Below are 18,421 nucleotides of genomic sequence, written 5' to 3' on the forward strand. Positions count from 1 at the left end.
CGGCCTGCTCCGAGCCGCCCCGTCCCCTCTTGTCGCCGTGTTTGCGGAAATTGATCTGACGGCAACTAACGAGGTGCAGAAAACAGCTTGCGCGAATCGGGCTTTTGTGGCACTCTCATCTACCTCGACGCTGTTGTCGGGGATCGCGAACTTTCAGGTCCTTCAACTCTTGAACAGGAGCATGCCCTATGGCATCCAACTCCCCAGAAAAGACCTTCCGAATCGGACTGGTTTCCGCATCCATCTTTGCCAACGAAGCCGAGGGCGGTAAACGGACCATCCTCAACGTGAATCTTCAGCGACGTTATCGCGACGGAGATTCGTGGAAGTCGTCCACATCATTCGGCCTCGCCGACATTCCCGTCGCACTCCGCGTGCTGCAACTTGCACAGGGGTACGTCGAAGAACGCGAGGCTGAGGTCAGCAGTTGACCGTTCGCAAACTGACGGCAGTCTCCATCGAGATTGCCGTCCTTTCAAGATGTCACGCTGACGGATCGCGGGCCGATCAGGAGGCGGAGTGGCCGGGCCGAAGCACGGACACGAGTCGGATAGATCGGGCCGCATCCAAAGCGATATCATGGCAAAGCCGTCCCTACTGGGACGGCATTCGCTCACTGAGTTGGCTGACCAATCGCAGTGTTGGATCAACTTGATCTGGGTACAGGACTGTCGATGCTTTTTCGATACCGCTGGCGTCGCGGTAGGTTCGCCACACGATGATGCGGAACACCGGCTTACGACGACGTTTTGCTTTAGCGAACACACCGGCACACAGCCGACGATCCTGCGTGACAGCGATCGGTTTCCAGCCTGCGGTGCTGGCTGGTAATGCGGTTCCGTCCGCCAACTTCAGCGGTTTAGACAGTCCACAGACTGCTTTGACGAGTGATGAGAGATTTGCCATTGGATCAATGGGAATGAATCAAAAAGCCCTTGCGGGCGTCACAGCCGGTCATGCCGACCACCGGCGTCAAGAGAGCGTGCGACCTTGACGACGGGCGTTGGGAGGCATGAACAATTGGGGCGTCCAAGAGGGCTCTTGCTCGTCGAAGTCTGCGGAGCAAACAACAAACATTCCACAGCAAACACCAACATCGGGTGGGCGTGACTTGCTCGGCCCGTGGCCGAGTGCTGCTGTCGCTGTTGATCCAACCGCAGGTGCAGAGCAACAGGAATCAGACAGCAGCAGTGCCGGCTGTGAAGCCGGCTGCATTGGAATTGCCGGAAACGCGGCGTGGATCGACCGACCGTGGAAGGGATACGAGGGTGAGCGTAGTGAGCCCGAGTGACCGTACTCTATGCAGCAATTGCAATGCAGCCGGGTTTTGAAGCGAGCATCGCGAGTGGAAAAGCCTCGGCACCAAGTCACTGGGGGCAAACAACTTACAGAAACAACCCACAACATACAGAGCCGTTGCATGGTACAACGGCTACTACAGCGCCATGTACAACGGGTTGTGCAACAGGTTTCGGATCGCATGAAAAAGGCCGCCTCAAGCGTGAAGCGGCCGGATCGATGGATGCAAGCTCAAGAAGGGAGGATGCGTTTTGCCAGCCCATTTGCGTCGTACCAAATGGGTTCACTGAGAATCCGATCCGCTGTGAATTCATCGAACGAAACGAAACGTAAGAACTTCGCAACCGGGTGCATATTTGTCGCTTCAATCACGGACTTAAGACGTCGCATCGATGGAAGGACAAAACAGACGCGAACATCCACCGACGACGGAAACTGTTCGCGATACCCACGCGATGCGATCCACAACGCATAGGGATCGAGTTTTTCAACGATCTGCTTCAACGTCTCTGTTCCACGGTCAAATTCCCAAGCAAGCACAAGTTGTGAAACCTGTCCTTTCATTGGAACGTTCAACGATGACAGTGCATCCGGCCAAACACGATGCGACTTACCTCCGTTATCAAGGACTGAGTAGCAAATCGTAAATCGTTCGTGAAACGGTGATTTTCCGCTGGCGGATTCACTGCGATCGTATTCGAGAAACCATTTCGATTCAGGAAGCGATTTCATCTCACGAGCGTCCTCAAATCTCAACAGCGTTTCTCCCATTCCGGCACGATGCTGGACCGTATGTGGTTTGGGTGGCGAACTGGTCAGCAATCTCGTTGGTGGAACGCCTGTCAATTCAACGAGCAGTTCAGCGGCGTATGGAAGCAATCGATGAAACCTCGGCATTCGTCCGTCGCCGGGGCGAATCGTGACTTGCAGATCAAACGACTCGATGATTCGATTGGCAGCCAGAACACGCAGTCTGCGACGAGTGGCTTCACCCGTGCGATCGGAGTGGAAGTGTCGGCATTGAATCAGTCGAGTATCCATCCACAGCACTTGCCCCAGTTCTCGCAAGATGTCCAGATCTCGATCCTGCAGCCGAATGCCGGGGATGCCTTTAGAATTCCCACGGCGTGCCATCGGTCGGCTCCTCGATTTCAATGTTGTTTGGAATCGCCGTCGAATCGACTTGCGATTCATTCGGCAGGATCAACTCCCCTCCTCTTTGTTCCTCGATTCCATCCGGTAATGATGAGAAACCAGATCGCTGCGGATCGTTCACTGCGATGCGAAGCTGGTTTAGCAACTCATTCAGGAAACGCTTTCGAGCGGCCACGATTTCATCTGGTGCGGCGTACCACGGAATCGCCTTCATGAATTCGTTGTGTGCAGCGATCCGGCGAACCGCCGACTTCGGAGTGCGAGCGAGTGGATCGACACTCAGAGGCAGTTTGCCGAAACAGCTTCCAATTCCACGGACGTAGAACGCACATTCGCCGGGCTTGAATCGGATCAGCTTCTTCGCCGTCATTAGATTCCATTCCTCAGAGGAATAGAATTGAACGCTGCTGATAACATGCTCAATCCGATAGACCGGAACGAGTGATTGCTTCCATGACTGCGATTTGCCGCGTCCGACGCTCATTGATGAAGTGTCGGTGTGTGTCGCCGATCCGCCAGTCGAATCGCTGATGGACCGCGAACTGCTGATGCTATCTGTCACGACTTCACCAAGTCGTCCAATCTGTTCTTGAACACTCGATGAAGTCCCTCTCGTGTCTCCAACGGTGTTCTGCCACGAATCCCCAACGCTGGTCGATCCACCAGTCGTGGTTTGCTCACGCTCATTCTCGCTGTAGTCAGTGAGCGTTACGATTTCGTGGTGATCGAAGAACTGTTGCGGAGTTTTCAATTCGTGCTTGATTCGCATCGGATCGAAATCCGCAAGCGAGAGTTCCTGTCCGAAGAATTTCGCATCGCTAGCTCCGTGTTGGAGATAGAGGTGAACTCGGCACTGACTTATGATGTTGTTCAGGAACTCGTTATCCTGTCGCCCCGGAAACCGGGACGACCCTTGAAACGAGAACCAGAACTTCGTGCGAAACTTTCTGATCTCGGTGAGTGCTCTGTTGATGAGTGGGGCACTCAGATCGAACACCGGCAGTTCGTCGAGCACACACAAGTAATCACGACGATCCTCTAACCGCCTTTCCATCACCGCGTTCAGGAACTCAGAAAGATACAGATTCGCGATCATTCGCTGGTCTTCCGGCGACAAATTTCCATCGGTCGCGAGATCGAAAATCATCGAAGTTCCCGAGTTGATGACGCTGTTCATGCTCAAAACATTGTCGTCAGAGCGCCCGAGGATCAGTTGGATGATGACGTTTTCAAGTAGTGCCATCAGCCGTGAGCGCGTGCTGGAAATCTCGAACTCGCGTTCGCTGGGCCTCATGTGCGGCAACTCAGCCAATTGAGCCTGAGCAACCACATCTGGGCACAGTTCGACCAGCAGCTTGAATACAGGACTCTGAACATCCAGCAAATGAACGAGGTCAGCGACGTTCAATCCGCTCATCGATCCGATCGTGAGCAACGTCGTGGCCCATTTCCGCAACAGAGGTTTGCCGATGACGCCCGACTCCCCTTCTCCCACGCTCGCCAACAGTAGATGCCGCATGTGACCGACGCGGTTCGCCACACGAGCCCGATACTCAAACTCGTCCAAACCTTCGCGAGCAACATGCAACGGTCGCAAGCTGGCGATGCGTTTCAGGTCCGACGCCTGAACGTAGATCACCTTCTTCTGAATTCTTGACGGCAGCATCAAAATCTGGCGTCGCAGCTTCTTGGCCGAGTCACCATGCGGACAGAACCACAAAGCGGGCAATCCGTCCTTGAGATGCTCAATGAATGCCCATTCGGCGATATTGGTCTTTCCAGAACCGGAAACACCGGTTGCCATGACCCCAGCGCCCATATTCGGATCGCGAGTCGCTGCAAGGACTGCTCGTCCCATCTTCTCGGGCGGTTGGAATTGCGTGTTCATCTAGTTGTCCTCGCTATCTTGCAGCAGTGATTCAATTGAGGATGAACCGCGTCCAGCTCCAGACTGGTAATCGCCCGACATGATCTGCCGAACACGGTCGCGATATTCGCCGTCCGCCAACTCTTGCAGATAGAGGCGTTCTTCCTCGTCGATTCGCATTCTGTTGATGTCGTGAATCTTCGTTTCGTAGTCGCGGCGGATGATTCTCATCCTCAGTTCGTAATTCGGAGGCGAGTGGCGACGACGTTTCCGTTCCGCTTCGCGAGCCTGTTCATCAGCTTTCGCAAACGATTGAAAGACTCCCGGCTCGAACAATATCCAAAGCAGAATCGGAAGTGCGGCGATGCCCGTGACCCAGCCGACTGCGATAGCCCGATATCCCGGAGTGCCGAACACACAGACGACTAACGCACCCAAAATCGGTCCAAAAATGAAAGCGTTGACGAAGAATCCCATGACGTCGTCTCCGAAGAACTGCGTCGCTGTCTTCCGTCCCGTCGTGCGAAAAATCGCGTTTGCGGACAGCCAGAATGTGCAAATCAACGGTGCGTGCAAAACGACGTATTTGGCGTGTGGAAAATCAATCGGCTTGTTCGCGTCGAACGGGCGGACGCCGGGATCAAAGATCGTTCGCATCAGGAATAAGGAGCCGAAGAGGATGGCGGCCATCACCGCCAACCTCGTCAGCAACCAAAACCAAAGCGAAATCGATCTCCAGAAGAGATTCAATTCGCTCATGGTTAGTCCTCCGCTACTTCTTGAAGCAACAGCCCGAGCAAAAGGTGAATCTCGGTCTGCGCTTGCCGACTCGGTGATTTCCCGTTCATCAGCATTCGGTACTTCGCCTTTGTCAGGAACTCTTCGATCTCGAAGCACGCTACACCTTTAGTTGGCGTGTATCCTTGGTAGACGCCAACGATCTGGAATTCATTGTTGGTGTCATACCCGATGACTGGTGAGCCGCTTCCACCGGGGCCGAACCGTGAATCCAAGTAGAAGAAGTTTTGGCCATAGTCACCCGAACAGATTTCTTGGTCCGTAACCCGCTTGTTTCGTTGAGTGAATTGGCCGTCAGGAAATCCTACGATAGTTACGCGATCATCTCGCAAGGTTCGTGAACTCCGCGTCGCAACTGGTAGGAAAGCGACTGTTGCTTCCACTCGGAACCGGATGAGCGCCAGATCACGAGCTTCATCTTCCGCCAAGACTTCGATCCCGTGTTTCACGTTGATGCTTCCATGCGGGTAGACATCGACTCTCAGGTCATTTGCGGGGTCGACGACATGGGCGTTGGTGAGAGCGTATTTCCGCCCCTGATCGTCTTCACGAATGAAGAAACCGCTGCCGCTTGTGTTTTCAGTGTGATCTTCGATCTTGATCACCGCTCGTCGCAGGTAGCGATTTTGTGTTGCCTGATTCTTAGCCGAAACGAACCGTTGGGCTTCTTGTGAATACGCTGGTGAGTTGCACAGCGGAATGGTGGAGCAAAACAGCATCCAGAATGTGAATTGTCTCATTTGAATTCCTATTCAGTAAAGGCGTGGGCGACTCATGTGAGCCGCCCACGCCGGTGATGGTGAAGTCAGCTTGCACTTTCGAGCGGCTTCGACGAGGTCGGCTGCTTTTGCATTGACTGAACGCGCAAGGCGTTCCGCAAACACTTGACGCAGACGATGGCTTCATCGAGCAAGCCAGCCTTGAACGAAACGGTGACGCACTCTTTCTTTGAGTTGCCTCCGCACCACTGACACAGCGCTTTGCTGTTGAACCCGTGGATTTCAGCGATGGTCTGTTTCACGACTGCTGTCCTCCCGCCTGATCGGATTGAATTCCGATCAGGAAAGATTCGGCAGCTTTCAACAGCGTCACCGCTGCACCGATCTCGGTTGGCCCGAGATACTCACTCGTCTTCCATGACTTTTCGTTTCCGTCGTAGTAGCGACGATTGCAACTGATGGTGTAGTTGACCGGCCCATCGGCTTCTTTCCGATGAGCAAACACAGCCACACTCACCAGCCCCAGCGACCGCCGCCAAGAAGGTCCTTGAGACATGATTGATTTCCTTTATGAAATGGACTCGTGATTCTTTGTGATCACGAATCAGATAGAGGGGAAGCAAAGCGACGGAAGCAACATGCCGGTCGTCGCTTAATCTGCGGTGTCGTAATAAATCAAACGAACGCCGCGACTTACCTCCATATCGGGAGCAAGAATCGCAGCCGTTTGATGACTCGTTAGGCGAGCCATGGCGTCCTCCTTTCGATTTGCGAAATGAATCGAACGGAAGCATTAGAAGCCCGGTCTGAAATCGACTCGCGCACACGCAGGCCCGAGGCCCTGAAATTGACTGCGAGCGAACACACTGGTACGCTCGCGGTACATTTCCCCCTACTTCATTGGAAAACCAATCAGAATTACCGAAGGACTACGAACCGGTTGATGTCACGTGGCCAGAACTGATGCAGTTCGCTGTCGGCAAAGCGACAGCAGAGGTTTCCGAGCGAGTCTCGCAAGCTTTGAGCGACCCGCACCATCCGCTTCACTACTTGACCAAGCGAGGCCTACCGAATGACGCAGAGCGAAGAACCAGAGAAGTATCCGACGAATAGAAAACTAGCTGATGGTATTCCTGAGCCACCTCCGGCTTCATCGAGAAGCATGCCACCTCCACCAGACGATGATTCAGATCCATTACAAGACCAGTACTTAGAGTGGATCCGTAAAGAAGCCGCGGAATTGTTTGGGTCTCTCGCTGAAAACCACAATGACGTTACTTCGAGCGTGTCCAGTGCATATCGAGACTTCATCAAACAGGTCTATTCGTGCCCCGTTGAGCTAGCCAAAGAAAACTACAAGACATGGGCTGCGCTCGGGCGGCGATACATAGTCAATCAGACCACGGTCAAACGTTGGTTTTCGGGAAGCGAAGCCAGTCTCAAAAACATGTCAATGCCCTTCGCTGCGGAAGACGCCATATTTCCTCGTGGGCGTCACGTCACCGTCAACTCCTATGCTTTTGCGTTCCTTGTTCTGGCAGAGCAACTGAACCAGAAGTCTGATCTAGATTCGTCGCAAGTGCTGAACAATCTGTCCAAGAAGTTTGAGGACTGGGCGACGGATGCAAAAGACTCACTTGCAGAAGGCGATCCCCGCGAACACGGAAGACTTGTGGAAGATACTTCTGGCCAACATTTAAGTCGAAATGCTTACCCGCTGTTTGCGATCGATCGTTCACACTGCGAGAAGGCTCTTGTTCTATACTTAGTCATGAGGACGCCAGAGTGGTGGTTGGCCATCAAAAGTGGGCGAATTGAGGACGAGGTTATTGCAGCAGATTCCATTTCGGGAAAGGCCAACGACCTTTTTCCGACAGGTACACGCTGGAGCGCGGATCAAATCAAGGCTCTTGTTGAGTCCTACGGCGAAATCTGGATAACGATGGAGGAGGCACTACCTTATGAATGGCTCTAAAGACGACAAAGTCACATGGAAGGAGCTCGTAAAGTTCGCCTCCGGAAAGGCTGATGGCGACGTGTTCCAAAGAGTCTCCGATGCACTCGAAGACCCCAATAATCCCGTCAGTTACTTGTTGCATCGAACGCATGGGCCCAGAACCCCAACGACCAGTCGGGAAGAAGCTACCCGTCAACTCGTGGACGCCGCGATTGAACCGTATCTTCAAGGTTCGAGAAAGTTGTCCGATCTCGACAACCGCGCCATCGTCAATGAGGTGTGCGACAACCTGATCGCTGAAAGCGACAAAGCAATATTGCTGGAAGTTGCATTAGCACTTGAGACCGCACAGCATGATTTTTTGGAAAGAGACGAGCACACGGTAGATCTCACTGACACAGTCTCTGCAGGACTAGACACTACGTTTGCGTCTAGCTTGGCCAATACTGGTCGAGCTCGAAAGCGTCACGGAGCAATCGAACTATTCCAGCAGGTAAATCAGGAACAGTGCAATGCGTACCTACTTCACGAGTTCGCCGGTCGCACCACAGACGAGATTGCCGAGCTTGAAACTGTTACTGCGAACGATGTCTCACAGCGACTTTCCATTGCTCGTGCAGAGATTGAGGCGATTATGGATGAGTAGTGATGTCCATTGACGAAGACCTTGCACGTCGTCGGGAAATCAATCGTATCATTAGTGCCGTTCAACGACTTCCTGCTGAACAACGGTCTGTCGCGATCGCGGACCTATGTGGTGAAGATACTGAACTTGCTGCTATTGCACGGACGAGGATTGATGCCATCGAAACTGGAGAGAGCTTTCGTGACCTTGGTGCTGACTTCGCCAAAAGCTACAAGCTTTTAGATCTCATTGGTCAGGGAGGAATGGGCGAGGTCTATCGTGCGACGCAAACTCGATTGGGGCGTGATGTTGCAGTTAAGAAGGTTAAGCAAGAGATAGGCATGAATCGCCATAAGGCGGTGTCATCATTTCTTCGAGAAGCAAAGCTTGCAGCAAGCATAAACCATCCCGGAATTGTTCCCATCTACGACGTCGGCACGATAGATGAGCAACCTTGCTTTGCGATGGAATTAGTTGAAGGCGTTGGCCTTGACGCAACGATTCGCGATGAGAACGTGGCTTTCGATATCAACACATCGTTAGAGATTGTTTCTAGGCTCGCGGATGCACTTGCCGAAGCTCACAAACGCGGAATCGTGCATCGCGACCTGAAGCCAGCCAATATCCTTCTGGATACACGGGGACAGCCCAAAATCACCGATTTCGGTATTGCACGATTGATCGGTGATGATGGCGAAACGCCGCATCTTTCCGTAGCAGGTTCCATCGGCTATGTCGCTCCGGAGCAGGCAATCGGAGAGCCTGTTGATCAGACTGCCGATGTGTTTTCGCTAGGAGCGATTCTATTCACGCTCCTTACCGGCAAGCCGCCGTTCGTAGCCGAATCCACCAGCAATATCAGAGCTTTTGGGGAAACCGTCCTGAATTCAGAGACACCTGCAGTTCGGTCGAGGACTGGTCGAGTTGAATGGAAGCTGGCTGCAATTTGTCAGCGGTGCCTGCAACCAAAACCGAGTGGGAGATATCAATCGGCAGCCGAGTTGGCGACAGACCTAAGTAGCTTGCTGCGTTGGCGAAAACTAAGAAAAGCCGTCTATATTACCGGTGCGGTAATTACTTTACTGGTGATGGCAGGAGCGTTTTTCGCTGAAAGATCCATCAGGCAGGATATTGCCGCAGCTGAACAAGAAGCCGATATGGACTTCGCCACTGGCATTAGTACCGCATTCAGTAGTTGGGAAGAGGGTGATGTCAAACAGGCAAGGACAGTCTTAGCACAGCTTTCGCCGACAAGCGGTGGAAAGGATCTTCGAGGCATCGAATGGGACTACCTTTCCTTCGAGACTCACAAGGAAAAGGCGGTCTTCGGTACGCACGATCTATCTGATGGCGGTCTGAGTCTCCAACCCAACGGGACACTTCTGGCCTGCGGAAGCGACCACAAGTCGGTTCAGCTTTGGGACAGAAAGACATACCGAAAGGTTGGTGAACTGAAGGGACACACCAAGATCCTCAACAACATCGTTTTCTCGCCAAGCGGTGACATTCTCGTTTCAACGGCAACAGCGCAGCTTCCGCCGAGCAAATCCCCAGATCTGGACGAATTCGCAGACAGCGAATTTGTCATTTGGGACGTCCAATCGCGGAAACAGGTTGCCTTCGTGACGCTTCCGAAACAGGAAACAAGATCGGTAGTATTTTCACCGACCGAGGCTTGCTTCTACGTGCTAACCGAATCAATCAGGAAGTACGATTATTTCGGGAGGCTTATCGACACAATCGCATTTTCGGGGCTGTGCCTTGCCGCCCATCCAGAAGGTGAATCGATCGCCATTGGAACGTCTGAGGGCGAAGTAGCAATCGTTGATGTCGCTTCCCATGACATCAAGGCTCGCCTGAGCGGCCATTCCCAACCAGTTTCTGCGGTTTCCTTCACTTCTGATGGACAAACGATTCTTTCAGCGGGTTTCGATGGCATCGTCAACCGCTGGAATATGGAAACGCGACAAAGTGAACAACTCGTCTTGCACGGCTCCCCTATCATCGACTTCTGTTTTGATGAAAAAAACAATCGCGTCATCTACTCTCCCGGTAACCTGATCTACGTCGTGCGCATCCGAGAAGTTGTTGCGGACAACCCAATCCGTTTGTTCGGCCACGAAGTCCCGATTAGAAGGTTTCCGGTTTTTCAAGTCGAATTCGATCCATCGACAAATGAACTGTTTAGCTGGGCTCGCAGAGGAGCCGTTCGGGTTTGGGACTTGTCCCCGACATTGAGCCCAGCAGCAAAGCGAGTTTTTGATGGAGGAGACACAGGCGTGTCTTGCATCGGCGCATCACGCGACGGCATGATCGTCTCTGCAATCGAAGACGGTTCTCCGGAAAGCAAGCTTCGAGTCGAGTGGGCCGGACGTAACTCACCGAACATCGTTCAATTGAACACCGGAGGATACGTTCGTGAGCTGGCTATTCATCCCAGTGGAGATTCTGCGGTCATACTTTGCGAAAACGAGTCAGGCCAATCTGTTTTCTTGCTCGATGACGAATTTGCCATATCACACATGTTTTCAGGCGGATTGGACGTCGATCGGGTCGCGTACAGCCATTCCGGAAAATTCATCGCAACTGCCGGGCATAACCATACAACACTTTGGAAGAATGACGGAGGACTGTATGGTCGCATCCCAACACATACAGGTGCCGCAAGCGACATCGCATTCAGTGCCGATGACCAGTTCATCGCAGTGACGAGTAATTCGACCGAGTTGAAGGTCTGGAGAGTGGATGACCAAACGGTTGCGTTCAAGATCCATATGCCTCACAGCGATGACATCGACACAGCATCGGTCGACTTCAGTCCTGACGGGCGTTTTGTTGCAACCGGTTCCGCCGCGGGGGTGCGGCTCTGGAATGCTTCAGACGGCACCGCAATTCGAAGCCTTGCTGGTCAGTCCGAAGGGCAAACCAAGATAAAAGATGTCGCATTTCTTTCCAGCAACCAACTCGTCTGTGGCAGCAGCAAGGACATCTCGCTTTTTCATCCGGAATCTGGCGAATTAGTGAGGTCGTGGCCGCACCAGAGCAGCGGGCCGTTAAGAATCGATTCGATCGGAAACGACCGTTTCGTTTCATTTCGGATATTCGATGCTGGCGAGATAACTATATGGAATGCAAACAAGGAACTGCCTCAACGAAACATCGTTTACGAATCCAAGTTTGCAGCAGGAAAGCTAAGTGCCATGGCTTTCCTGCCGGGGCAGCCGCAGCTCTTGGTCGCTGGTGGCTCTGTTGAAGGGCAATTGATCGTCCTTAACCCAAAGGATTGCTCGATCGATCATGCCTATTCCGTACATGAACGAGAGATAACGTCGCTGGATGTCAGTCGGGATGGACGTTGGATCGTCACTGGTTCAGTAGACCGAACCGTCAAAGTCCTCTCGTCAAGTGACTTCTCGCCTGTGCGAACTTTTCATGGGCATGATGAGATTGTGACTGCTGTTACAATCAGTCCTGATGCGACGTTAATCGCTTCTGCGGGCGGTCGCGACGGGACGGTTCGGCTTTGGGAACGGCAGTCAGGCGATTTGCTTCATCTGAATGATTCCAATGCCTATGTTCTCGACGTTCAGTTTGGACTTGACGGAACGGTATTGATGGTCGCAAGGCTCGCGTATGACGAAGCGTGGATCGATGTCTTAGAAACTAAGAGTCTTCAAAAGTTGTACACTGTCGAATGCCCACGACTGTTCGAGATAGTCGCTCATCCGACTGCTGCCTTTGCAGCGTATTGCACTGGTGACGAAGTCGTCTTCTGGGACATTGCGACCGGGGAACCATCGTCTAGGCTTTCAGCTTCCACACCATCCGCTGTGTTTTCATCGGACGGGACGAGGCTGCTATTTCCTGAACAGCAATTCGTGGAGGTAGTGATCCGACACATCCAAGCCCGAAAAGAGATGGCACGCGTGCCCGCTGGTGCCTGGCCAGGTCAGAGTCCGCGTTACATTGCGATCGACCCCAAAGGTCGCTTTTTTGCCGTGGCAAGCAGAGATGGAGTCGTCGAGTGCTGGCGAACCAAATAGCGATCGAGCACGCCAAGTTTCGGCGACTGGACGGGACGTAAGACAGCTACCCCGCTTCCTTGGTGCCGTCAGCCCCACTATTATCCCTCAACCGATTCAATACTTGAGTCACCCGAGCCCGACTGACCCCCAGATGCCGAGACAATTCAGCCCTTGAATTCACAACCCCGGAATCGAGCAGTGACTGGTAGTGATACGCCAAATCCAAGCGATCCGGCTTCGGATGTTTCTCCTTGGATTCCCGCTGTATTTGGTCCGAAATTGAGTTCCACTTGAACATTTCGATAAATGGCAATCGACGTAACCTCTTGGTACGAAAGGCACCTAGCTCGACGAATCCCCGGTTCGGATTGAGACCGCCTCGGGGAGCTTGAAAGGTGGTGCTCGAACACCCCTTACCGACTGGTTGACACGACGCCGAGCCTAACAGGGTTCGGCGTTCTCGTTTCTATCGCCAGTTCTGCCAGTGACTTCGGGCAAGTGGGGCACTCTCCATCCACCGGCAAGCACTCTCTCCGAATTCTTCGCGCGCGAACGTCTCGGTGGATATTCGCGCTCTGACTCGCTTGCTCTCGATAACTCTCTCCAGCGACCAATTTCTGTTTAACACTGCTGTCCCGAACGGCACCCCGTTGATCGCACTGCGAGAACTCCTGGTCAACGCGATCTGTTCCGTGAGCGTTCCATGATTCTGAGTTCCGGTCCAGACGAATGCAACTGCTCAGGCGGGTTGCCGACCAGTAGATGCGATGCCATTTTGCAACATTTCCGCAGATCCACCAGGCGGGGCTGTCCAGACAGAGTTTTCGATCAGGTTTCCACGATCTGAGCCGTTGTTCTGTGGTCTGCTTGAACTCAGGGAAAACCCTGAATTGCACTCGCGACAGACTCAACAGGAGCATGCTCAGGCAAATTCCAAGAACCTTCGACCGGGACAAAGAGATGAAGCAGATCGTTGATCGTTGCGGGAACACGAATGGCTCGAACGCCGTTCCCTGCACAGCAAATCGCCGTCAGTTCCAGAGAACCAGTTTTATCACTGCTGGATGGGCCGTTCCGGCCAACGCAGTCGGAGTCGAGGCATCCTCTGCTGGCGTTCGAATCTGGTCGGTCGATGTCGCGAAGACCGGACTTCTGATCAAGACGACCGAAGAATTCCTGACCTCGCATCTGCTCCTGGAACTGTTGCTTCCGGAGTTTGCAGGGTCATTGGTCCTGGGCAGAATCGTCCGGCGCGAGACTCAAATTGTCGAGCATCTGAACGGGCGACAGAAGACGTTTCATCTCCTCGGGATCGAGATTTGCCAACGGCTCCCCCGGAGAGCTCTTGCTAAACCCTTTCCAAGAGGCTCGGTTCGAACGAATGACACCGAGCACACGGCCATCAGTCGGCAAAGTCCACCAAAGGTAGTCCAACTTCTTTTACATCAAGTACGCGACAGGTTGTCTCTGATTCGACCCGAAACCATCGTCCGGACCATGCTGGTCACTCTATTTCTGCTGGGGGCAGTGCTCGGAGTCCGGTCGATGTGGGAGTGATCTCCGAGGTCGAACGCTCAATCGTTCTGTTGTGTTCGGTATGCGGCCCATCTCTTCCGCTGTTCGATCCAGTTGGGTTCGGCGGCAATCTGACGCAGGTCCCGTTCGAGCAACGTGTCGCGGCCTCTGTGAATCCGAGGCAGAAACAGAATCTCCTCCTGAATGTCGGGAGCGAGAGACAAGAGGTTCATGATCTGCGTGACCCGAGCTCGTGAGACGTGCCCCAACCGGGCGATTTCTGCTTGATCGCCGACGAAGCCATTCTTGAGTAAGGATTCGAGTCGAATCGCCAGCGCCAGCATTCTCGCGACGCGCGGAACTCGACCTGTCGGAACCTCCTTTCCCCGTGCACCTGTCTGGATCTTCCGATGCCCTGTTCGACCCGTGGTGATCTGAAATTTCTTCGTGACTCGGCGACTCATGCTTCTTCCTCCTCGGAAATCAGTTGTGCTCCGGTCGAAGAGAACACCAGCGACACCTCGCCCGCTTCGCCGTGGTACTGCACCTGTTCGACCAGCAGGTGGATCAGTTGCTGACGTTCGGCGGGAGACAACTCCTCCCACAGTTCATCAAACTCGTTCAACAGGCGGTCTATTTCAGCGACATCGATCTCGGCAGGACTTTGAGTTCGGTCGGCCAGGTGTAGAAGCCGTTGGTTGCGGAGTTCGATCGCTGTCTGCAGTTCAGCGAGGTCTTGTGCAGCAGCTTGTGTGAGCGCCGCCTGCTCCAACTGACGGGACAGCTCTGCCAGTTCGTGTTCCAGACGGTTCCGCTCTCGTGTGGCTTTGTGATTCTCAGTCTCCCGTTGACGGTCGATCTCGGCAATCACCCCTGCACGCAACTGGACATCCTGGCCGACCTCGCGGATCTGTTCCACGACGAATCGTTCGATTTCCGGAGCGGAGACCGTCGGGGACGGGCATTGCTGGTAACCGTTCTGCATGGCATTCAGGCAGACATAATACCGGTAGCTCCGAGATCCCCGGCGCGTCTGACTGTGACTCATTCCGCAACCGCAGGACTGACAGCGGATCAGGCGGGAGAGGAGGGCTCCGCTTCGGGACCGTTTCGCATCCCCAAACATCCGGTTCCGGTCCAGTCGTTTCTGTGTCTCGGCAAAGACCTGAGAATCGACGATCGCCCGATGTTCGCCGCTGTAGATCTGGTTCTCGTAAGAGACCTGTCCGATGTAGGTCACGTTGCGGAGCAGGTAATTCAGCGTGTTCTTCGTAAACGCTGTCCCGCCCCGTTGCTTTCCGGACTTCGTGGTCCAGACCTTGGTTTTCCATGCCTTCTGTTGAATCACCTTGAGGACTTCCCTGACCGACTTCAGGTCCAGATAGAGCTCAAAGATCTCTCGTACGCGACGAGCTTCGGATTCGTTGACGATGAGCTTGCCGTCGACGACGTCGTATCCATAGGGGGGCGTCCCGCCACACCACTTTCCACGTCGACGGGCAGCGCCCATTTTGTCCCGTGTCCGTTCGCTGATCAGTTCCCGTTCGAATTGTGCGAAGGAGAGGAGGATGTTGAGTGTCAGCCGACCCATGGAGGAAGTGGTGTTGAACTGCTGAGTGACACTCACAAATGAAACATTACGTTCATCGAACGTCGCCATGATCCGGGAGAAGTCGAGCAGGGAACGACTCAGGCGGTCAACCTTGTACACGATCACGCAGTCGACCCGACCAGCATCGATCTCTTCGATCAGCCGCTGTAGTGCGGGGCGCTCCATGTTTCCGCCGGTGAACCCGCCGTCGTCGAATCGCTGGGGAGACAGATCCAGCCTTCATGCTTCATCGACTGAATGTAAGCTTCCGCAGCTTCTCGCTGGGCATCAAGTGTATTGAACTCCTGCTCGAGGCCTTCCTCAGTGGACTTCCGCGTATAGATCGCGCACCGAACGTTAGGGGCAGCCTGGTCGCTGGAGGCTGTGGACCGTTTGGGATTTGTGGTCGAAATCATTAGCCCCCTCGTTTCTTGCTCAGCCCGAAGAACAGAAATCCGTTCCAGCGGGAACCAGTGATCTCGCGGGCGACCGCTGTCAGAGAGGCATAGCTCTCACCACGATATTCGAACCCGCTCTCCAGCACCGTGACCCGATGCGTGGCACCTTTATAGTCCCGGCGAAGGATCGTTCCAGGCAGAGGTAAACGGGGATCGGGAAGGTTGGCAATCTGTTGACGACGACTTGGACCAGTGGAACTCGGCGAAGCCATTGCCGCTGGTGGTTTCATGCGGATGTCAGAGTCACGAGCCAGTTCCCGCGCTCGATTCAAAGCACGTTCGGAAAGATCACCTTCGGCGTTCGCTTGCAGTCGCCATGCGATCCGCTTGATGAGCCAGGTTCGGTTTCCACTTTGAGTGGTCTCCTGGAAAACCTCTGCGTAGCGTCGTCTCAATTCAGTGACCGTCATGTCCTGAAGTTCGGCCAACTCAGCCTCGATGTTTACCGGCACTGCTGCTGCTCCTGTTGAGTCTTGGAATCGCCAGGTCGCGTCTCTCGCGACCGTAAACCGTTGGGCACAGTGAGCCCGGTTTCGGGAGCGGAAGCAAGGCATGGTCCCGCTGGACGGCGACGATTTCGTATGGCTCGGAGCAACGCGGCAGTGATGATTCTGGATACTATCCCAACTTCGCTTTGTGAGTCGAATTGCATTCGAGTCCCCTTTCGGAGTGGCCAACAGTTGAGTTCCCTACCAGTTAACTACTCGCACGAAAATGGATTTCACGGTATAAATCGGAAGCCATTCAACCATTTACGATTAATAACCACTTTGAATGGCTCAATTCACACATTTCAGAGTCTGGACAGGAGTGTTTATGGTCACGGGTAGGCATCAAAGTCATCAGGTCGCCATTGAGGAAGACAGACGGGAGTTTGGTGAACTCTGCAAAGTGGTGTATCCGCAAGATCGAGACGGAGCACAGTCATTTTTCGATCGAATTGAACCGAATCCGAAGTTCAAAAAGGTCGACTCAGACGTGGAGTGTCTGTCAAAACAGCATGCCCAGCGCGGCCCTCGAGATTTTGAATTGTTCTTTGGAATTCGGGAACCTCGACATCATTCTGAGAAGCTCTTGAAAGATTTCTATTTCAACCAGATCGATCGTCAGTCATTCGAGCTGAAGACGCGAGAGTTCTCGGAGCTACCGCTCACAATTGAGAAATATCAGTGTCTGGTCGAAGACAGGGAAGATGTCATTGCACACTATTCAAAATTCCTTTGCCTGATTGGACCTGCTTATCATCGCGGAGAAGATGAGACCAATCCGGAGCTGGAGACTCTGGCCAGCTACCATGCTCGTGAATTAAGACGAGAGTGTTCTTTTTTTCGTCAAGAGCTCGAAGTTTTTCAACTTCAGATCTCAGAGTTGCGACATGATATCCGGCAGACTTGGATTGAAGTTGGAGACTTCAAGGCTAACACGGTTTCTTCAGTTATTCACAAGGTGATGTATTACACATCCAAGTTGTGGTTTGAGTACAGAGAGATTGCCAGAGGAGCCAAACAGATGAACGCTACCTCTATGCAACGACAGCAACGAGACTATTCTGGGAGTCGATGGGAGAAAAACTCCCGAAGCCGCAGGACCTCATAGAGCGACTTTACGAGGAACAAACCATCGTCCGTGTGGGACTGCGTCGACAGCAAGCGCCAGTCGGTTCGCCTCACATTGTTGTCGCCGACGCGGCTATGAGCACACAGAAGCATAGCGAACTTCAAGTAGACATTGCGATGTCGAATGAGGCGCGAATCGAAGAGACGTGCACTAATCTTGATGGCTCCACGCAGATGGACGATCGGCAGTGTAATTCTAGTCAGAGGCAAAAGCCTGATTTGGCAAAATGGGCCGTGGGACAAGAGACAACGGGGAGGTGGTGGCTGTTCAGGTTTCAGAACAATCGCTGGATGCAATATCAAATTGTTGCAATCCCATCCGGTCATGCAGAGGTTTTGCTGACGCTTCTGGCCAAAAATGGTGGGGCGATTTCTAGAGAGGATGCTGACCAAGCGTTATCGCGACATGATCCGGTCCGAACACTCGTTAAGAGACCCCGTCGAATCACCGATGCTCTGTCGAAAATCAAGACGCCCATTCGCGAATCGATTGCACGTTCTGGAAAGTACGCTCTCGACGACGTCCTTTGTCCTATTCAACATGTTGCACCTGGATGGGTCGCACTCATTCAGATCGGATATGCCGTCGAGAATGATGATCAGAAGTTAGAGTTCAAGACAACTACCGATCTGCAGGGTGGCTGAGTTTGCGGGTGTTTGAGTTGCTCGGTTGCTGGTTGGTGACGAATTTCTTCAAAGTCTTCAAAATCATAACTGTATTGTAATTAAGGAGTTTTGGTGGTCAGCCTCGTGTAAGTGTTTTCAAAAGTGATTCTGAGCAACCCTCAGCAACCTG

At 53.3% G+C, this 18,421-nt stretch carries 17 protein-coding genes; 7 read left to right on the top strand and 10 right to left on the bottom strand.

Annotated elements, in window-relative coordinates:
- Positions 1–188: 188 nt before the first annotated feature.
- Complete coding sequence (locus tag KOR42_RS16160; RefSeq protein ID WP_146510880.1) at positions 189–431, top strand: hypothetical protein; 243 nt, start codon at positions 189–191, stop codon at positions 429–431.
- Positions 432–594: 163 nt separating this feature from the next.
- Here the strand turns inward: KOR42_RS16160 and KOR42_RS16165 are convergent, their stop codons facing one another.
- The 6 genes from KOR42_RS16165 to KOR42_RS16190 all read right to left on the bottom strand — a co-directional run bounded on the left by KOR42_RS16165 (position 595) and on the right by KOR42_RS16190 (position 6,394).
- Positions 595–906 (bottom strand): hypothetical protein, encoded by a 312-nt coding sequence (locus tag KOR42_RS16165; RefSeq protein ID WP_146510881.1) that lies wholly within the window; start codon positions 904–906, stop codon positions 595–597.
- A 624-nt stretch (positions 907–1,530) separates the two neighbouring features.
- Positions 1,531–2,433: a replication-relaxation family protein gene (locus tag KOR42_RS16170; RefSeq protein WP_197441261.1), complete on the bottom strand. Its 903-nt coding sequence runs from the start codon at positions 2,431–2,433 to the stop codon at positions 1,531–1,533.
- Positions 2,411–4,342 carry a type IV secretory system conjugative DNA transfer family protein gene (locus KOR42_RS16175; protein WP_146510883.1) on the bottom strand — a complete coding sequence of 644 codons (1,932 nt, stop codon included), beginning with the start codon at positions 4,340–4,342 and terminating at the stop codon, positions 2,411–2,413. Before KOR42_RS16175 ends, KOR42_RS16170 begins: the two co-directional genes overlap by 23 nt.
- Positions 4,343–5,080 (bottom strand): hypothetical protein, encoded by a 738-nt coding sequence (locus KOR42_RS16180; protein ID WP_146510884.1) that lies wholly within the window; start codon positions 5,078–5,080, stop codon positions 4,343–4,345.
- Positions 5,081–5,082: 2 nt separating this feature from the next.
- On the bottom strand, positions 5,083–5,859 hold the full coding sequence (locus KOR42_RS16185; RefSeq protein ID WP_146510885.1) for a S1 family peptidase: 777 nt from the start codon (positions 5,857–5,859) through the stop codon (positions 5,083–5,085).
- A gap of 277 nt (positions 5,860–6,136) precedes the next feature.
- Positions 6,137–6,394: a hypothetical protein gene (locus tag KOR42_RS16190; RefSeq protein ID WP_146510886.1), complete on the bottom strand. Its 258-nt coding sequence runs from the start codon at positions 6,392–6,394 to the stop codon at positions 6,137–6,139.
- A gap of 516 nt (positions 6,395–6,910) precedes the next feature.
- Here KOR42_RS16190 and KOR42_RS16200 point away from each other — a divergent pair.
- The 4 genes from KOR42_RS16200 (at position 6,911) to KOR42_RS16215 (ending at position 14,002) form a co-directional block, all read left to right on the top strand.
- Positions 6,911–7,813 (top strand): hypothetical protein, encoded by a 903-nt coding sequence (locus tag KOR42_RS16200; protein ID WP_146510888.1) that lies wholly within the window; start codon positions 6,911–6,913, stop codon positions 7,811–7,813.
- A 223-nt stretch (positions 7,814–8,036) separates the two neighbouring features.
- The gene (locus KOR42_RS16205; RefSeq protein WP_231740965.1) at positions 8,037–8,441 is read left to right on the top strand and encodes a hypothetical protein; all 405 of its coding nucleotides are present in this window, start codon (positions 8,037–8,039) and stop codon (positions 8,439–8,441) included.
- A gap of 2 nt (positions 8,442–8,443) precedes the next feature.
- The gene (locus KOR42_RS16210; protein ID WP_146510890.1) at positions 8,444–12,463 is read left to right on the top strand and encodes a WD40 repeat domain-containing serine/threonine-protein kinase; all 4,020 of its coding nucleotides are present in this window, start codon (positions 8,444–8,446) and stop codon (positions 12,461–12,463) included.
- Positions 12,464–13,405: 942 nt separating this feature from the next.
- Positions 13,406–14,002, top strand: coding sequence for a hypothetical protein (locus KOR42_RS16215; RefSeq protein WP_146510891.1), 597 nt, complete (start codon positions 13,406–13,408; stop codon positions 14,000–14,002).
- A 17-nt stretch (positions 14,003–14,019) separates the two neighbouring features.
- Here KOR42_RS16215 and KOR42_RS16220 read toward each other — a convergent pair whose 3' ends face one another.
- From KOR42_RS16220 to KOR42_RS16230, 4 genes are read right to left on the bottom strand one after another with little or no spacing between them, the layout of a single operon-like run.
- Positions 14,020–14,424: a hypothetical protein gene (locus tag KOR42_RS16220; protein WP_146510892.1), complete on the bottom strand. Its 405-nt coding sequence runs from the start codon at positions 14,422–14,424 to the stop codon at positions 14,020–14,022.
- Complete coding sequence (locus KOR42_RS16225) at positions 14,421–15,737, bottom strand: recombinase family protein (RefSeq protein WP_197441262.1); 1,317 nt, start codon at positions 15,735–15,737, stop codon at positions 14,421–14,423. The genes KOR42_RS16220 and KOR42_RS16225 overlap by 4 nt, the downstream gene beginning before the upstream one ends.
- A complete protein-coding gene (locus KOR42_RS26750; protein ID WP_197441263.1) occupies positions 15,710–15,967 on the bottom strand; it encodes a recombinase family protein in 258 nt (85 codons plus the stop codon). Before KOR42_RS26750 ends, KOR42_RS16225 begins: the two co-directional genes overlap by 28 nt.
- Entirely contained in the window at positions 15,967–16,461 is a 495-nt protein-coding gene (locus KOR42_RS16230; RefSeq protein WP_197441264.1) for a DUF2924 domain-containing protein, read from the bottom strand. The genes KOR42_RS26750 and KOR42_RS16230 overlap by 1 nt, the downstream gene beginning before the upstream one ends.
- A 364-nt stretch (positions 16,462–16,825) precedes the next feature.
- On the opposite strand from KOR42_RS16230, the gene KOR42_RS16235 reads away from it, so the two are divergent.
- Together KOR42_RS16235 and KOR42_RS16240 are read left to right on the top strand one after the other, a co-directional pair.
- Positions 16,826–17,605, top strand: coding sequence for a hypothetical protein (locus KOR42_RS16235; RefSeq protein ID WP_146510893.1), 780 nt, complete (start codon positions 16,826–16,828; stop codon positions 17,603–17,605).
- 311 nt (positions 17,606–17,916) lie between these two features.
- The gene (locus KOR42_RS16240) at positions 17,917–18,270 is read left to right on the top strand and encodes a hypothetical protein (RefSeq protein ID WP_146510894.1); all 354 of its coding nucleotides are present in this window, start codon (positions 17,917–17,919) and stop codon (positions 18,268–18,270) included.
- Positions 18,271–18,421: the final 151 nt, after the last annotated feature.

Source organism: Thalassoglobus neptunius (assembly GCF_007859735.1).
Classification (GTDB): domain Bacteria; phylum Planctomycetota; class Planctomycetia; order Planctomycetales; family Planctomycetaceae; genus Thalassoglobus; species Thalassoglobus neptunius.

Bases quoted from the DNA above. Each gene is read 5' to 3' on its own strand.
- KOR42_RS16225 (WP_197441262.1), bottom strand. From the start codon at position 15,737: ATGGAGCGCCCCGCACTACAGCGGCTGATCGAAGAGATCGATGCTGGT.
- KOR42_RS16175 (WP_146510883.1), bottom strand. From the start codon at position 4,342: ATGAACACGCAATTCCAACCGCCCGAGAAGATGGGACGAGCAGTCCTT.
- KOR42_RS16190 (WP_146510886.1), bottom strand. From the start codon at position 6,394: ATGTCTCAAGGACCTTCTTGGCGGCGGTCGCTGGGGCTGGTGAGTGTG.
- KOR42_RS16170 (WP_197441261.1), bottom strand. From the start codon at position 2,433: ATGGCACGCCGTGGGAATTCTAAAGGCATCCCCGGCATTCGGCTGCAG.
- KOR42_RS16220 (WP_146510892.1), bottom strand. From the start codon at position 14,424: ATGAGTCGCCGAGTCACGAAGAAATTTCAGATCACCACGGGTCGAACA.
- KOR42_RS16235 (WP_146510893.1), top strand. From the start codon at position 16,826: ATGGTCACGGGTAGGCATCAAAGTCATCAGGTCGCCATTGAGGAAGAC.
- KOR42_RS16240 (WP_146510894.1), top strand. From the start codon at position 17,917: ATGCAATATCAAATTGTTGCAATCCCATCCGGTCATGCAGAGGTTTTG.
- KOR42_RS16185 (WP_146510885.1), bottom strand. From the start codon at position 5,859: ATGAGACAATTCACATTCTGGATGCTGTTTTGCTCCACCATTCCGCTG.
- KOR42_RS16180 (WP_146510884.1), bottom strand. From the start codon at position 5,080: ATGAGCGAATTGAATCTCTTCTGGAGATCGATTTCGCTTTGGTTTTGG.
- KOR42_RS16210 (WP_146510890.1), top strand. From the start codon at position 8,444: ATGTCCATTGACGAAGACCTTGCACGTCGTCGGGAAATCAATCGTATC.
- KOR42_RS16215 (WP_146510891.1), top strand. From the start codon at position 13,406: ATGAAGCAGATCGTTGATCGTTGCGGGAACACGAATGGCTCGAACGCC.
- KOR42_RS16165 (WP_146510881.1), bottom strand. From the start codon at position 906: ATGGCAAATCTCTCATCACTCGTCAAAGCAGTCTGTGGACTGTCTAAA.
- KOR42_RS26750 (WP_197441263.1), bottom strand. From the start codon at position 15,967: ATGATTTCGACCACAAATCCCAAACGGTCCACAGCCTCCAGCGACCAG.
- KOR42_RS16160 (WP_146510880.1), top strand. From the start codon at position 189: ATGGCATCCAACTCCCCAGAAAAGACCTTCCGAATCGGACTGGTTTCC.
- KOR42_RS16200 (WP_146510888.1), top strand. From the start codon at position 6,911: ATGACGCAGAGCGAAGAACCAGAGAAGTATCCGACGAATAGAAAACTA.